Genomic DNA, 15,273 nt, shown 5'->3' with positions numbered 1-15,273 from the left:
CCGAAAACGGGCGGTGCAAACGCAGAAACTGCGTTGAATTCGCTGATTCCGAGTCGCGCTGTTTCATGTCGTGGCAAGCCGCCCGCTATCGGCTGGCGCTAAACGTGTTTTGAACACCATCCCAAGGGATTCTCGCTTTTGTCTGGTGGCAATGCCGGGGCATCTTGAGCGATGCGAGTTTTTGGACGGTCCACAACATGCCTGCCTGACGAAAACGTTCGGGCCATTGCCTGGTGGCCTCGCGTACATCCAAGAAGTCCGACTGGATGTGATTGCTCTTGGTGTGAATCACCTATTGGAACTGATGCTGAGAGGGCAAACAGAGGTGAGCATGGAGTTCACCTCACGAGGGGATGAATGTGTTTTTTTGATGCCCTTTGACGGCGACCCGCACATTGCAACCATAGAAACGTGTGGCATCAATCAGCAAGACCTTCTGATTCTGAGAGCCTCGCTTGCTTGTGAAGCCAAGCCAACCACGCCCGCGCCCGTGGTGGCTGAGAACACTAGCCATGAGGCCGAAGCGCAAGAAATGCCCATGAAAAAGGCCGCCTTGATTGCTGCGCTCGAACACGAGTGGGGGTCAATTGAGGCAGACCTGAGCGAAGCAACGCGAAACGGACTGAAGGTTGCTGCACACGCTGGCACGCACGGCGAATGGTACGCATCGAAAGCCCGCGCATGGGCAGTTAGCAAGGGGAAGATAAGACAAGCCGCGCCAGTGATTCATTCGGCAATATGGCCTGGAACTGTTACGCGAAACCGAATTTAAGACTGCCCGACTGACTCCCGAATATCGGGTTTTTGTCGGGTGTTTTTCGGGAAATATCGAGGCTTTTGCAATTCACCCCACGACACGAATCAACGTGTTTGAAAGGTGAACGATGCAGACAGAACCCCACCACAGCGCAGACACCCGCCGCGCTGTAACTGAGCCCCAACAGTTTCCCGCGCTGGAACTGGTCAACCGCCCCACGGTGCCGACCGAGCAGGCCGCACACTACCTGCTGCGCCGACCCCAGACACTGAGGGGTTGGGCCTGCGCAGAGACATTTCCTGATGGCCTGCGCCCCGTGCGCCTCAATGGCCGTCTGTGCTGGCCTGTTGCTGGCATCCGTGCCGCGCTGGGGGTGGCCTGAAATGAAAACGCCCGAGCCCCCCAAAGAGAACCCGAGCGCCCCGAACAGCGCGAAGTTTACCGGCACCGACAACCCGCGTCATTTGCGCGCGATTGTTGCGCTGCTGCGCCGCCCCATGCCAAGGGAAAACCTCGACAGCGTGGTGGGGTGCAGTAACTCGCCTGAACTGGTGGCCGAACTTCGTCGCCGTGGCTTGGAGGTGCCCTGCCGTCGCATCAATTTTGTGGACCGTGACGGTTTCATCTGTCATCCCGGGGTCTATTTCCTGACAGCGAGCGACCGTCGCAAGGTGCACCATTGGCAAGCACGACGTGCGCAAAGGGGGGACTAACAATGGGCCGCGATAAGAGCCGCAAAGGCCAGTCAGGCCGCGACCCTGGCGGGTTCATCGCCCTGCCTTGGTCGGTACTGGATTGCCCTGCCTATGCCCGCCTGAGCATGCACGCCCGTGCGTTGCTGCTGGAAGTCGCGAGGCAGTACGTTCGGGACAACAACGGGCGGCTGTTGCTGTCGCGCGCCCACATGGAAAAGCGCGGCTGGAAGTCGTCCGACATGCTGACCAAGGCAAAGCGTGAACTCTTGGACGGCGGTTTCATTTTCGAGACGTTCAAGGGCCACCGCCCCAACAAGGCGAGTTGGTACGCCGTCACCTGGCAAGTGTTGGACCGACATCCCGACTACGACCCTGGCACTGTGGAGACATTCGAGCGCGGTGCGTACCGCCGAAACGTTCCCTTGAAAAACGCGCCCCTTGGACCGCGACACGGTACAGAGGCCATCGCCATAGGACCGCCTCACGGTACAAGGACGCGCCACTCTGTACCGCCCCACGGTCCTATCAAGGGTGTTTTGGCTCCGCTTTCTGTACCGCCACACGGACACCATCTAGATAAGCCATCTGCTGTGGTGAAAGGGGAAGTCTCGTACGCACAGGCAGGGCGGTATGTCCGTTTGCGAGCGCGACCGTCTGGGTTGTTTACCTTTCTGCTGACTGCTTCACGACCGACCAAGAAAGAACGCCTAAACGTGGCCCCGATGGTCACAACTTGAGCGGGTGGGAGTGACCCAGGGGGGCGGTCAGAAGTCGGCGCCCCCGTGTCTTTGGAAATCGACGGTTTCTCCACGCACAGAAAAAATTCCCTCCCATGGGATTTCAAGTCTTTAACAAGGGGAGGGGCTATCTTGTCTGCGGTACATCGCACGACACCGCAGGGTTCAACGCAGAGTGCTAACCGTCCAGAGAAAACCTCTGTGCGCGTGATGACGCCGCGCCGTGGACTAACAAAAGCTAAGGTTTACCAAACGACTCGCGCGCGCGCGCGATGCGTGCGGAAATGGGTGAAGGAACCTGCCTGCAGGTAGCGGATGGCTCGCTCGAATGGGCTAGTGAACGGACCAACTTGCCTACAGATTGCCTACAAACACCAACAAAAGAAAAACCCCGCTACCGATGTGATAGCGGGGTTTCCTTTTGGGTCTTGGTGCCGGAGAGATGAATCGAACACCCGACCTTCTCATTACGAATGAGCTGCTCTACCGACTGAGCTACACCGGCAACGCCCGCGATTATAGCGTGCCGTGATAGCTGGTGATGCGCTCGACCTCGTTCTTCGAGCCCAGGATCACGCTGACCCGCTCATGCAGCTTGGTCGGCGTGATGTCGAGGATGCGTCCGTGGCCATTGGTGGCCGCGCCGCCGGCCTGTTCGACCAGCCAGCTCATGGGGTTGGCCTCGTACAGCAGGCGCAGCTTGCCCGGCTTGTCCGGATCGCGCTTGTCCCAGGGGTACATGAAGACGCCGCCGCGGGTCAGGATGCGGTGCACGTCGGCCACCATCGAGGCCACCCAGCGCATGTTGAAGTCCTTGCCGCGCGGGCCTTCCTTGCCGGCCAGGCATTCGTCGACGTAGCGCTTGACCGGCTCGGCCCAGTGGCGCATGTTGCTCATGTTGATCGCGAATTCCTTGGTGTCGGCCGGGATCGTCACGTTTTCCTTGGTCAGCACGAAGGAGCCCTGTTCGCGGTCCAGCGTGAACATCGCCACGCCGTCGCCCACCGTCAGCACCAGCGTGGTCTGCGGACCGTAGACGCAGTAGCCGGCAGCGACCTGCTGGCTGCCGGGCTGCATGAAATCCTGCTCGCTCACGCCAGGGCTTCCCTCGGGCTTCTTCATCACGCTGAAGATGGTGCCGATCGAGACGTTGACGTCGATGTTGGACGAGCCGTCCAGCGGGTCGAACATCAGCAGGTACTCACCCTGCGGGTAGCGGTTGGGCACCACGTAGATGCTGTCCATTTCCTCGGAGGCCATCGCGGCCAGGTGGCCGCCCCATTCGTTGGCCTCGATCAGCACTTCGTTGGCGATGATGTCCAGCTTCTTCTGCACCTCGCCTTGCACGTTCTCGGTGTCGGCTGTGCCCATCACCTCACCCAGATCGCCCTTGTTGACGGCCTGGCTGATGCGCTTGCAGGCGCGCGCGACCACTTCCAGCAGCAGGCGCAGGTCGCCGGGAATGTGGCCGTCGACACGTTGCTGCTCGACGAGATAGCGGGTGAGGGAGATGCGTTTCATGGTTCCTCCAGGAAATACTCTAGAAAGTGGGTTGAAGGCCGCAGCGCAGGGCCGCCCCAAGCAAGGCCAGCCCCTCGGGGGCAGCGACCCGCGAAGCGGCGGAGCGTGGGGCTGTCATTCCGCCAGCGCGCGGGTGACGACCTCGCGCGTGTCTGGGCTGAGATCGGATTTGGCGGCGACGCGGGCGATGGCCTCGCGCGCAGCGCTGCGGTAGGGCTCGGCCAGCTTCTTCCATCGGTCCAGCGCGCGCGCCAGGCGGGACGCGACCTGCGGGTTGATCGCGTCGAGTTCCAGCACGCGCTCGCTCCAGAACACGTAGCCGGCGGCGTCGTTGCGGTGGAAGCCGGCCGGATTGGCGGAGCAGAAACTGAAGATCACGCTGCGGGCGCGGTTGGGGTTCTTCAGGTTGAAGTCCGGGTGGTTCATCAGCTGGCGCACGGCGGGCAGCACATTGCCGCCGCGGTCGGGTGCACCGGCCTGCAGCGCGAACCACTTGTCGATCACCAGGGCTTCGTCCTTGAACAGGGCGTGGAAACGTGCCAGCGCCTCCTGCGCCAGCGGCTGGCCGCTGATCACCAGAGCCGACAGCGCGTTGAAGCGGTCGGTCATGTTGCCGGCGTCCTTGAAGCGCTGGTAGGCCTTGCCCGGCCAGACGGTGTCGCCGCTCTCGCGGGCTGCCAGGCACAGCATGGTCAGCGCCATCCCGGCCAGGGCGCGGCGGCCGCTGCTCACCGGGTCGGGCCGGTAGGCGCCGTTGTCCTTGTTCTGTTCGTGGGCCTGGGCCCAGTCGGCCTGCAGCGCCTCGGCCAGTTGCTCGCGCATGGTCTCGCGCACCGCGTGGATGCGCTGCGGATCGACTTCGGCGAGTTGCTCGGCGATGTAGGTTTCGGACGGCAGCGTGAGCACCAGCTCCTTGAGCGCGGCGTCCAGCGTCGGGTGGCGCAGCACGGCACGCATGGCCTCGACGTAGGCCGCGTCCAGCGGTACCGGGCCGACCGGCCCCGGCGCGCGCACCGCCTGCACCGCCAGGCGCAGGGCCAGCTGCTGGCCGGCTTCCCAGCGGTTGAAGGCGTCGCTGTCGTGGGCCAGTAGGTGCAGCAGCTGGGTGTCGGTGAGCCCGCTGTCCAGGATGACCGGGGCCGAGAAGCCGCGCAGCACCGACGGCACCGGCTCGGCATCGACCTCGTCGAACACGAAGGTCTGGGTGGTTTCGGAAAGCACCAGCAGGCGCGTCGTGCCCGCCGGCGCCGCATCGCCACGCAGGCGCAGCGGCAGGTCACGGCCGCTGGCGTCCACCAGGCCGACCGACACCGGCAGCACGAACGGCTGCTTGCTGCTCTGCCCGGTCGTGGGCGGGCAGGACTGGCTCAGGGTCAGCGCATAGCTGCGGTCGGCGGCGTTGTACTGGCCGCCCACCTGCACGCGCGGTGTGCCGGACTGGCTGTACCAGCGCTTGAACGGGGTGAGCTGGCGGGCGAGTTCGCTGTCGGGGTTGGCGTCGGCGATCGCCTGCGCGAAGTCGTCGCAGGTGACGGCCTGGCCGTCGTGGCGCTGGAAGTACAGGTCCATGCCCTTGCGGAAGCCGTCCCTGCCGACCAGGGTCTGCATCATGCGCACGACCTCGGCGCCTTTTTCATAGACCGTGACGGTGTAGAAGTTGTTGATCTCGACGTACTGGTCGGGCCGCACCGGGTGGGCCATCGGGCCGGCGTCCTCGGGGAACTGCATGGTGCGCAGCACGCGCACGTCCTCGATGCGCTTGACGGCGCGCGCCGAGGCTTCGGCGCACAGGTCCATGCTGAATTCCTGGTCGCGGAAGACCGTCAGGCCTTCCTTGAGCGAGAGCTGGAACCAGTCGCGGCAGGTGATGCGGTTGCCGGTCCAGTTGTGGAAGTACTCGTGCGCCACCACCGACTCGATGTTGGCGAAGTCGGTGTCGGTCGCGGTCGCGCTGTTGGCCAGGACGTACTTCGTGTTGAAGATGTTCAGGCCCTTGTTCTCCATCGCGCCCATGTTGAAGTCGCTGGTGGCGACGATCATGAAGCGCTCCAGATCCAGCGGCAGGCCGAAGCGGGCCTCGTCCCAGATCACGCTGGCGATCAGCGAGTTCATCGCGTGTTCGGTCTTGTCCATGTCGCCGGGGCGCACATAGACCTGCAGCAGGTGCTCCTTGCCGGCGCGGGTGACGATGCGCTGCTCGCGCGCGACCAGGCGCCCGGCCACCAGGGCGAACAGGTAGGACGGCTTGCGGTGCGGGTCGACCCACTTGGCAAAGTGGCGGTTGTCCGGCAGTTCACCCTGATCGACCAGGTTGCCGTTGGACAGCAGCACCGGGAACTTGTCCTTGTCGGCGCGCAGGACCACGGTGTAGCTGGCCATCACGTCGGGACGGTCCAGGAAGTAGGTGATGCGGCGAAAGCCCTCGGCCTCGCACTGCGTGAAGAAGTCGCCCTGGCTCAGGTACAGGCCCGAGAGCTGGGTGTTCTTCTCGGGCGAGCAGGTGGTGAAGATCTCCAGCTCGAACGGCTCGGGGCCTTCGGGCAGGTTTTCCATCACCAGGATCTGGCCGTCCATCTTGAACGAGCAGCCGCCGCCGTTGAGCATCACGCGCGCCAGGTTCAGGTCTTCGCCGTGCAGGCGAAGAGGCTGCACCGGCACCTCGGTGTTGCGGCGCAGGCTCATCTTGTTGAGCACGCGGGTCTTGACCGGGTCGAGATCGAAGGTCAGTTCGATGCGGTCGATCCAGAACGGCGGCGGTGTGTAGTCTTCGCGACGGATCACCATCGCGGGGGCGTCGCCCTCACGCAGTTGTGGCATGAACGGTCTCCAGGAAACGGGAAGTGATCAGGGCGTGGTAGTCGGGAACGCGGGCCAGCACATGCGGCCCGCCCAGTTCGTCGGCGGTGTGCGAACTGCAGATCGCGACGGCGCGCATGCCGGCACGGCGTGCGGCCTCGATGCCCAGCGGCGCGTCCTCGAAGACGATGCAGTGTTCGGGAGCGACACCGAGGCGGCGCGCCACCTCCAGGAAGATGGCCGGCTCGGGCTTGCCCGGCAGGCCTTCGTCGCCGCCGACGGTCGGCAGGGATTGCCCCAGCGAGAGATGGTGGTAGGCAAAAGCCTGGTTGTGTCGGTCGCCGGCGGTTCCGACGCCGACCGACAGGCCGCGCGACTGCGCATGCCCCAGGAAGGCCTTGAAACCGGCGATTTCGCTGAACGCCGGCGCGAACAGCTCGCGGTAGATCGCTTCTTTCTGGTCGACATGGGCCTGGGCCTGTGCGTGCGGGATCTCGCCAAAGAGCTCGACCATGCACTCGATGCCGGTGCGACCGGTGGTGCGGCGCATGAGGTCGGACACGTCGATGTCCAGTCCCTGGCGCTCGCAGAAGGCGACCCAGCTTTTCTGGTGCCAAGGCATCGAATCGATCATGGTGCCATCCATGTCGAAGATCAGGGCCTTGACCATCAGACGCCCTGCTTGAGCGAGGCTTCGATGAACGGGTCGAGGTCGCCGTCGAGCACCTTCTGCGTCGCGGAGATTTCCACGTTGGTGCGCAGGTCCTTGATGCGGCTGTTGTCCAGCACGTAGCTGCGGATCTGGTGACCCCAGCCCACGTCGGTCTTGGTGTCTTCCAGCTTCTGCTGCTCTTCCTGGCGCTTGCGCATCTCGTGGTCGTACAGACGCGAGCGCAGGCGCTTCCAGGCCACGTCGCGGTTGCTGTGCTGCGAGCGGCCATCCTGGCACTGCACCACGATGCCGGTCGGGATGTGCGTCAGGCGCACGGCCGAGTCGGTCTTGTTGATGTGCTGACCGCCCGCGCCCGAGGCACGGAAGGTGTCGGTGCGCACGTCGGCCGGGTTGATCTCGATCTCGATCGAGTCGTCGATCTCGGGGTAGACGAACAGCGAGGCGAACGAGGTGTGGCGGCCGCCGGACGAGTCGAACGGGCTCTTGCGCACCAGGCGGTGCACGCCGGTCTCGGTGCGCAGCAGGCCGAAGGCGTATTCGCCCTCGACCTTGATGGTGGCGCTCTTGATGCCGGCCGTGTCGCCCGGGGTTTCGTCTTCGACCGTGGTCTTGAAGCCCTTGCGTTCGGCGTACTTGAGGTACTGGCGCAGCAGCATGCTGGCCCAGTCGCAGGCCTCGGTGCCACCGGCGCCGGCCTGGATGTCGACGAAGCAGTTCAGCGGATCGGCCGGGTTGTTGAACATCCGGCGGAATTCGAGCTTCTCGACCTCGGCCGCGACCTTGGCGGCTTCGCCTTCGATGGTGATCAGGCCGGCGTCATCGCCCTCGGCCTCGGACATCTCGAACAGCTCGCTGTTGTCGGCCAGTTCGCCGGAGAGGCGGTCGAGCACCAGCACGACGTCTTCGAGCGACTTCTTTTCCTTGCCCAGCTCCTGGGCGCGTTTGGGGTTGTCCCAGACGGTGGGGTCTTCCAGCGCGCTGGAGACCTCGGACAACTTCAATGCCTTGGCATCGTAGTCAAAGATACCTCCGGAGCTCGACCACGCGTGCGCTCAGGTCGGCCAGTTGATTGCGGATGGCGTTGGTGCGTTCGGCTTCCATGGTGCTTTCTCGTTCGGTGTGTCGGTGCGGTGGTCCGCGAAATCTGTGATTTTGCGGAGATCCGCGAAACCCCCGATTTTCTCATGCGGGGCGGGTAAGGCGCGATCAGTACCGCCAGGCGGCGCCGAACATCACGGCGGCCGTGCCCAGCACATGGGCTTCGACCGAGAGCTGCGGCGTGATCCGGTAGCCCAGGGTGGGCACGATGGCCGGCGAAAAACCCTTGAAGTTCAGCGGCACCTTGTGCTGGTAGGGAGAGACGTAACCGTAGAGCATGCCCGCGCTGACCGAACCGTACAGGCGGGGCAGGCCCGGCACCAGTTCGGGCCAGAGCTTACCGACGAACACGTAGGTCGAGGGCTGTCCGAAGGAGTTCGTGAACAGGCTGAAGCCGCAGAAGCGGTCGTTGGCCAGCCGTTGCTGCACGCTCAGGGCGCGCACGCGCTGGTGCTCGTCGGACGGGGTCCAGTGGTGGGTGAAGTTCGAGAGGAACAGGTCCCGCTCGCCGGTGCCGGCCGGCTGGGCCAGCGCGTGCTCCAGCCCGGGGCACAGGCCGGTGTCGAGGTGGAGGTCCATGTCGACGGCGTGCGCCGACCGGCCCGACAGCGCGAGGGTCAGCAGAAAGCCGGCAGACAGCGGCGATGAAATACGATGCACAGCCATGGACAAGGTGGAAAGGTTCCCGGGCCGAGCCGGGTGGTGGTGCCTGATGGGGATGGCCTTGCTGCTGCAGGGCTGTTCGATGCTGGACGTCTGGACAAGGGGCAAAGTGTATCGGCCCACGCCGGTGGCCGAGGCGACCACCTGGCAGGCGATGCTGGCGCAGCGGCCCGAGGTGTCGGCGTTCGAGGCGCCGGTGGGCGAGGGCGAGCAGGTCACGGTCTTGCGCGCACCGGCCAAGGCCGGGGAGGCCCGCCGGGTCCGGGTGTTCTACCTGCACGGCACCTTCCGCCATGCGTTCCAGAACCTGCCCAAGGCGGCGCCTGCGCAGGCCGCCGGCATGGACGTCTACCTGCCGGACTACCGCGGCTGGGGCGCATCCAGCCCGCGCGTGCCCGACGAGGTCTCGATCCACGAAGACGCCTGGGCCGCCTGGCAGGCGGTGCAAGAGCGGGTGAACGCCGAAGGAGGGCCGCCGGTGCGCTGGGTGATCTACGGCCACTCGATGGGCTCGGCGGTCGCCGCGCGGCTGGCGCGCCGGCTGGCCGGCCAGAAGGTCTATTGCGCCCTGGTGCTGGAGAGCGCGCTGACCAGCTTCACCGATGTCGCCACCGAGTCGGTCGGCTGGCTGGGGCACGGGCTGGCCGCGCTCGGGTCGCAGCGCATGGCGTTGTCGGAGGACATCGGCAAGGTCGATCCGCCGGTCTGGTTCATCCACGGCACGCTGGACAAGACGGTGCCCTGGTCGCTGGGGCGTCGGGCCTACGAGCTGGCGCCCGAGCCCAAGCACTGGGTGGCGCTGCCGCTGGGCCACAGCAACCTGCAGCAGGACGGCAGCGGGGCCTACGCCAATGCCTGGCGCGAGGTGGCCGCGCACTGCGCGCAGCCCTGAAGCCCTTGCCCTTTCAGTTCCGCAGGAAGTCTTCGATCAGCCGGGCCAGCGCCTCGGGCTGGTCGTGCTGCAGCATGTGGCCGGCGTCGCCGACCTGCGCCTCGGTCAGTTGCGGCACATGGCGCAGGCGTTCGCGGTACTGCTCGATCGTGAACCGGCCTTTCCACCATTGCGTCAGGCTGTCGTCGCTGGCGGTGACCGAGAGCACCGGCGCCGTGATGCGCGCGTACAGGGCCAGGGCCTCGGGCAACTGGTAGAGGTTGGCGTTGACGACCTTGTGGGCCGTGTCACCGAGGATGGTCCAGCGGCCCTGCGCATCCGGTGCCGCCCATTGGCGGGCCAGCCAGCCGGCCTTGTCTGGCGAGAGGCGCGGGTTGGTTTTCATGAGCCGCCGCGCCACGCCGTCCACGCTGTCGTAGGGCTTGAGGTCCATCTCGCCCCGGTGCAGGGCCTTGAGTTCGTCGATCCACTGCGCGTAGCGGGTGGGAGCCTGTGCCGGGCGGGTCTCGGGCATGCCGAAGCCTTCGAGGTTGACCAGGCGGCGGATGCGCTCGGGCCGCACACCCGCGTACATCATGGCGACGTTGCCGCCCATGCTGTGCCCGACCAGATCGACCGCTTCGCCAGGCGCCAGCGCGTCGAGCAGGAAGTCCAGGTCGGCCAGGTAATCGGGAAACCAGAAGTTGTCGGCGGGCGGCTGGCCCGATTTCGTCAGGCCGTAGCCCCGCCAGTCCGGCGCCACGATCCAGCGCGGCTCGCTCAGCGCATCGACCATGAACTGCCACGATGCCGAGACGTCCATCCAGCCGTGCACCAGCACCAGCGGCGGTCGTGTCCCGTCCGGTTCGCCCCACTGGCGCACGTGGTACGAGAGCTGGCGCACTGGCACGAAGGTGCTGCGGGATTCGTTCAGGGCTTGATACATTCGATCCATCATAAGGAACGAGACGGAGACCGGTGATGCGCCAGCGTCAACACAGCGACACCTTCAAGGGCACTGCCACCGCCGACGGCTACGCCGATCTGCACCGGCGTTTCGGCTGGCAGGTGCCGCAGCGCTTCAACATGGCCGAGGTCTGCTCGCGCCGCTGGGCGGCCGATCCGGGCATGGCATCGCAGACGGCGGTGATCGCCTGCGCGCCCGACCGGGAGGACCGGCTCCACAGCTTCGGCGAATTGCAGGACCAGGCCAACCGCCTGTCCAATGCGCTGGCTGCGCTGGGCGTGCAGCGCGGCGACCGGGTGGCAATCGTGATGCCGCAACGCTTCGAGACGGCCGTGGCCTACATGGCGGTGCTGCAGATGGGCGCGGTCGGCATGCCGCTGTCGCAGCTGTTCGGCCCCGAGGCGCTGGAGTTCCGGCTGCGCGACAGCGAGGCGGTGGTGGCGGTCTGCGACGCCGGCACGCTGGCCGCGCTGCAGTCGGTGAGCGGGCAATGCCCGGTGCTGCGCAGCGTGATCGCGGTCGACACCGGCGCCAAAGGCGTGCTCGACTGGACCACGGTGCTGGCGCAGGAGCCGGCGACGTTCGACGCGGTGCACACGCTGGCGGATGAAGCCGCCGTGCTCATCTATACCAGCGGCACCACCGGCAACCCCAAGGGCGCGCTGATCCCGCACCGCGCGCTGATCGGCAACCTGACCGGCTTTGTCTGCAGCCAGAACTGGTTCGGTTTCGACCCGTTCGATCCGTCGGTGAGGTCGCAGGCCGTGTTCTGGTCGCCGGCCGACTGGGCCTGGACTGGCGGTTTGATGGACGCGCTGCTGCCTTCGCTGTATTTCGGTCGGCCCATCGTGGGCTTCAACGGCCGCTTCGCGCCCCAGACCGCGTTTGAGCTGATGCAGCGCCACGGCGTGACGCACACCTTTCTGTTTCCGACCGCGCTCAAGGCCATGATGAAGGCGTTCCCTGCGCCGCGTCAGCGGTTCCGGTTGAAGCTGGAAGCCATCATGAGCGCGGGCGAAGCGGTGGGTGATGCGGTGTTCGCCTACTGCCGCGAACAACTGGGCGTGACGGTCAACGAGATGTTCGGCCAGACCGAGATCAACTACATCGTCGGCAACTGCGCGCGCCTGTACCCCGCCAAGCCGGGCAGCATGGGCAAGGGCTACCCGGGCCACCGGGTGGCGGTGATCGACGACGAGGGCCAGGAGTGCGCGGTCGGCGTGCCGGGCGATGTGGCGGTGCACCGGCTGGACATCTACGGCGACCCCGACCCGATCTTTTTCCTGGGCTACTGGAAGAACGAGGCCGCGACGCGCGCCAAGTTCACCGGCGACATGGCGGACTCCTGGTGCCGCACCGGAGACCTGGCCGTGCGCGACGCCGACGGCTACCTCTGGTACCAGGGTCGCAGCGACGACGTGTTCAAGGCCGCGGGCTACCGCATCGGCCCCAGCGAAATCGAGAACTGTCTGGTCAAGCACCCGGCGGTGGCCAACGCGGCCGTGGTGCCCAAGCCGGACGCCGAGCGGGGCGCCGTGGTCAAGGCCTATGTGGTGCTGACCCCGGGCGCCGCAGGCGACAACGCGCTGGTCGCCAGCCTGCAGGCCCACGTCAAGGGCAAGCTCGCGCCCTACGAGTACCCCAAGGAGATCGAGTTCGTCGACGCGCTGCCCATGACCACCACCGGCAAGGTGCAGCGCCGCGTGCTGCGGCTGCAGGAGGAGGAACGGGCGCGTCAGCGGGGAATCTGAATCGCTTCTAAACTCGCCGGCAGTCTTCTGTTTTCATCCTCTTCAGACCCACCCATGAACCACGTCACCCTGGGCCAGAGCGGCCTGCAAGTCACCCCCATCTGCCTGGGCACCATGACCTTCGGCGAACAGGTCAACGAGGCCACTGCCCATGCCATCCTCGACCGCTCGCTGGCGCGTGGCGTGAACTTCCTGGACGCTGCCGAGATGTACTCGGTGCCTGCCAAGGCCGAGACCAGCGGATCGACCGAGACCATCCTCGGCAACTGGTTCGCGAAGAACCCCGGCGTGCGGCAGAAGGTGGTGCTGGCGACCAAGGTGGCCGGGCCGGCGCGCGGCATGCCCTGGCTGCGTCCCGACGTCAGCAAGGCCGGCATCATCGAAGCCTGCGAAGGCAGCCTCAGGCGCCTGCAGACGGACGTGATCGACCTCTACCAGATCCACTGGCCGGCCCGCAACACGCCGGTGTTCGGCGCGATCTACTTCGACGGGTCCAAGGACCGGCCCATGCCCTCGATCGAGGTGCAGCTCGAGGCCATGGCCGAGCTGGTCCAGGCCGGCAAGGTGCGCGCCATCGGCCTGTCCAACGAGTCGCCCTATGGGGTGCACGAGTTCGTGCGCGTCGCCGAGCAGATGGGCCTGCCACGCGCCGCGACCGTGCAGAACCCTTACTGCCTGATCAACCGCGCCTACGAGAACGGGCTGGACGAAACCTGCCACCGCCTGGGTGTGTCGCTGCTGGCCTATTCGCCGCTGGGCTTCGGTCTGCTGACCGGCAAGTACGACGAGACCGGTCTGGTCGGCGACCACGGCCGCATGGCGCTGTACGACAGCATGAAGGCGCAGCGCTGGGGCCGTCCCGAGGCGCTGGCCGCCGCGAAGCGCTACAACGCCCTGGCACGCGAACACGGGCTGACGCCGGCGCAACTGGCGCTGGCGTTCTGCTACCGCAACCCCAAGGTGGCGAGCACCATCATTGGTGTGACCTCGCTGGCGCAGCTGGACCAGTGCCTGGACGCATGGGAAACCACGCTGTCGCCGGAGCTGCTCAAGGCCATCGACGCCATCCGCTGGGAATCCCGCGATCCGGCCCAGTGATGGCGAAGAAGAACCACGTCAGCGAAACGCCCGCCACCGCCTGGCTCAAGGCGCATGCGGTGGCGTTCACCGAGCACCCCTACGAGTACCTGGAGCACGGCGGGGCGCAGCACAGCGCGGCCGTGCTTGGCTTCGATCCCTTTGCCGTGGTCAAGACCCTGATCATGCAGGACGAGTCGGCCAAGCCACTGGCGATCCTGATGCATGGCAACCGGACCGTGTCGACCAAGAACCTGGCGCGGCAGATCGGCGCCAAGTCGGTCGAACCCTGCAAGCCCGAGGTGGCCAACCGGCACAGCGGCTACCTGGTTGGCGGCACCTCGCCGTTCGGTCTGAAGCGCGAGATGCCGGTGTATGTCGAATCGACCGTGCTGGCTTTGCCGAAGATCTGGATCAACGGCGGACGGCGCGGGTTTCTGGTCGGCATCGACCCGGCCGTGCTGGCCGGCCCGCTGGGCGCCAGGCCGGTGCAGTGCGCGCTGGCAGAATAGTTGCCGCATCGCGCGGTCGCCGAACCCTCGGCGGCCCGACACCGAGGAATTTGTCTTGGAAGCCCTGTACCCCGCCATCGCCACCCTCGTGGCCTACCTCATCGGCTCGCTGTCGTTCGCCGTGGTCGTCAGCCGTCTGATGGGTCTGGACGACCCGCGCACCTACGGCAGCAAGAACCCCGGCGCCACCAACGTGCTGCGTTCGGGCAGCAAGAAGGCGGCCATCCTCACGCTGCTGCTGGATGCCCTCAAGGGCTGGCTGCCGGTGGTGGTGGTCAAGTGGTGGGGCGAGCGCTGGGGCCTGGGCGAGGGCACGGTGGCGCTGGTCGGCCTGGCTGCGTTCCTGGGGCACCTGTGGCCGGTGTTCTTCCGCTTCGTGGGCGGCAAGGGCGTGGCCACCGCGGCGGGCGTGATCATCGGCTTCAACCCCTGGCTGGGGCTGGCCTCGCTGCTGACCTGGGTCATCGTGGCCTACGCATTCCGCTATTCCTCGCTGTCGTCCATCGTCACCGCGATCTTCGCGCCGACCTTCTTCCTGTTCGGCCACGACGTGGTCTGGAACGCACCGGGCAAACAGGTGCTGGCGCTGGCGGTGATGGCGCTGCTGCTGGTCTGGCGCCATGCAGAGAACATCAACCGTCTGGTGGCGGGCAAGGAAAGCAAGCTGGGAGCCAAGAAATCATGAGCAGCGACATCACACGCATCGGCATGGCCACGCGCTACAGCGAGGCCGCGGTCTTCCACGGCGTGGTCTATCTCGCCGGCATGGTGCCCGAGTGCGAGGCCACCGACATCCGCAGCCAGACCGCCGACGTGCTGGCCCAGATCGAGCAGCGCCTGAAGGAAGCGGGCAGCGACAAGTCGCGCATCCTGCGCACGCAGATCTATCTCACCGACATCCGCGAGATCGGCGTGATGAACGAGGTGTGGGACGCCTGGGTGGTGCCGGGCACCGCGCCGCCCAGGGCCACGGTGCAGGCCGCGCTGGCCGACCCGGCCTGGAAGATCGAGGTGGTGGTGACGGCCGCTCAGGGCTGACGCCACACCTGCTCACCGTCGAGGGTCCGTCCTGAGCGGGCGGGCCTTTGCGCACGGGGGTTGCAAAACAGAGGGTGATCGAGTCCACTCCCTGAAGGTCACGTCGTTGCTTGACCC

14 protein-coding genes and 1 tRNA gene are annotated in these 15,273 nt (G+C 66.0%); 8 read left to right on the top strand and 7 right to left on the bottom strand.

Annotated elements, in window-relative coordinates; translation table 11 throughout:
• Positions 1–109: 109 nt before the first annotated feature.
• Complete coding sequence (locus ACS5NL_RS18985; RefSeq protein WP_439355539.1) at positions 110–772, top strand: hypothetical protein; 663 nt, start codon at positions 110–112, stop codon at positions 770–772.
• A gap of 368 nt (positions 773–1,140) precedes the next feature.
• Positions 1,141–1,470 (top strand): hypothetical protein, encoded by a 330-nt coding sequence (locus ACS5NL_RS18980; RefSeq protein ID WP_439355538.1) that lies wholly within the window; start codon positions 1,141–1,143, stop codon positions 1,468–1,470.
• 1,148 nt (positions 1,471–2,618) lie between these two features.
• Here ACS5NL_RS18980 and ACS5NL_RS18975 read toward each other — a convergent pair.
• The 6 genes from ACS5NL_RS18975 to ACS5NL_RS18950 form a co-directional block, all read right to left on the bottom strand.
• Positions 2,619–2,694, bottom strand: a tRNA-Thr gene (locus ACS5NL_RS18975).
• An 11-nt stretch (positions 2,695–2,705) separates the two neighbouring features.
• Positions 2,706–3,710: a class 1 fructose-bisphosphatase gene (locus ACS5NL_RS18970; RefSeq protein WP_439355537.1), complete on the bottom strand. Its 1,005-nt coding sequence runs from the start codon at positions 3,708–3,710 to the stop codon at positions 2,706–2,708.
• 114 nt (positions 3,711–3,824) lie between these two features.
• Positions 3,825–6,527, bottom strand: coding sequence for an aminopeptidase N (gene pepN / locus ACS5NL_RS18965; protein ID WP_439355536.1), 2,703 nt, complete (start codon positions 6,525–6,527; stop codon positions 3,825–3,827).
• Positions 6,511–7,176 (bottom strand): HAD family hydrolase, encoded by a 666-nt coding sequence (locus tag ACS5NL_RS18960; protein ID WP_439355535.1) that lies wholly within the window; start codon positions 7,174–7,176, stop codon positions 6,511–6,513. Before ACS5NL_RS18960 ends, pepN begins: the two co-directional genes overlap by 17 nt.
• Positions 7,176–8,280, bottom strand: a protein-coding gene (gene prfB / locus ACS5NL_RS18955) for a peptide chain release factor 2 (RefSeq protein WP_439355534.1) whose coding sequence is annotated in 2 segments (ribosomal slippage) — positions 7,176–8,198 and positions 8,200–8,280 — 1,104 coding nt in all. Because the reading frame shifts where the segments join, the coding sequence is not laid out codon by codon here. The genes ACS5NL_RS18960 and prfB overlap by 1 nt, the downstream gene beginning before the upstream one ends.
• Before the next feature lie 105 nt (positions 8,281–8,385).
• Positions 8,386–8,943: a hypothetical protein gene (locus tag ACS5NL_RS18950; protein ID WP_439355533.1), complete on the bottom strand. Its 558-nt coding sequence runs from the start codon at positions 8,941–8,943 to the stop codon at positions 8,386–8,388.
• On the opposite strand from ACS5NL_RS18950, the gene ACS5NL_RS18945 reads away from it, so the two are divergent.
• Positions 8,942–9,832 (top strand): alpha/beta hydrolase, encoded by an 891-nt coding sequence (locus ACS5NL_RS18945; protein ID WP_439355532.1) that lies wholly within the window; start codon positions 8,942–8,944, stop codon positions 9,830–9,832. The genes ACS5NL_RS18950 and ACS5NL_RS18945 overlap by 2 nt on opposite strands.
• Positions 9,833–9,845: 13 nt before the next feature.
• Here ACS5NL_RS18945 and ACS5NL_RS18940 read toward each other — a convergent pair whose 3' ends face one another.
• A complete protein-coding gene (locus ACS5NL_RS18940; protein ID WP_439355531.1) occupies positions 9,846–10,757 on the bottom strand; it encodes an alpha/beta fold hydrolase in 912 nt (303 codons plus the stop codon).
• Between the two features lie 35 nt (positions 10,758–10,792).
• Here ACS5NL_RS18940 and ACS5NL_RS18935 point away from each other — a divergent pair, with 35 nt between their 5' ends.
• The 5 genes from ACS5NL_RS18935 to ACS5NL_RS18915 are packed head-to-tail and all read left to right on the top strand — an operon-like array spanning position 10,793 to position 15,156.
• The gene (locus ACS5NL_RS18935) at positions 10,793–12,529 is read left to right on the top strand and encodes an acetate--CoA ligase (RefSeq protein WP_439355530.1); all 1,737 of its coding nucleotides are present in this window, start codon (positions 10,793–10,795) and stop codon (positions 12,527–12,529) included.
• A gap of 54 nt (positions 12,530–12,583) precedes the next feature.
• Positions 12,584–13,627 (top strand): aldo/keto reductase, encoded by a 1,044-nt coding sequence (locus tag ACS5NL_RS18930; protein ID WP_439355529.1) that lies wholly within the window; start codon positions 12,584–12,586, stop codon positions 13,625–13,627.
• Entirely contained in the window at positions 13,627–14,118 is a 492-nt protein-coding gene (locus ACS5NL_RS18925) for an aminoacyl-tRNA deacylase (RefSeq protein WP_439355528.1), read from the top strand. Before ACS5NL_RS18930 ends, ACS5NL_RS18925 begins: the two co-directional genes overlap by 1 nt.
• Before the next feature lie 55 nt (positions 14,119–14,173).
• Entirely contained in the window at positions 14,174–14,803 is a 630-nt protein-coding gene (gene plsY, locus ACS5NL_RS18920) for a glycerol-3-phosphate 1-O-acyltransferase PlsY (protein ID WP_439355527.1), read from the top strand.
• Entirely contained in the window at positions 14,800–15,156 is a 357-nt protein-coding gene (locus tag ACS5NL_RS18915) for a RidA family protein (protein ID WP_439355526.1), read from the top strand. Before plsY ends, ACS5NL_RS18915 begins: the two co-directional genes overlap by 4 nt.
• Positions 15,157–15,273: the final 117 nt, after the last annotated feature.

The sequence above is a fragment of the Hydrogenophaga sedimenti genome (assembly GCF_051857515.1).
Classification (GTDB): domain Bacteria; phylum Pseudomonadota; class Gammaproteobacteria; order Burkholderiales; family Burkholderiaceae_C; genus Hydrogenophaga.
Note: the sequence above shows the minus strand (reverse complement) of the source record. Positions and strands in the feature narration are given on the sequence as shown.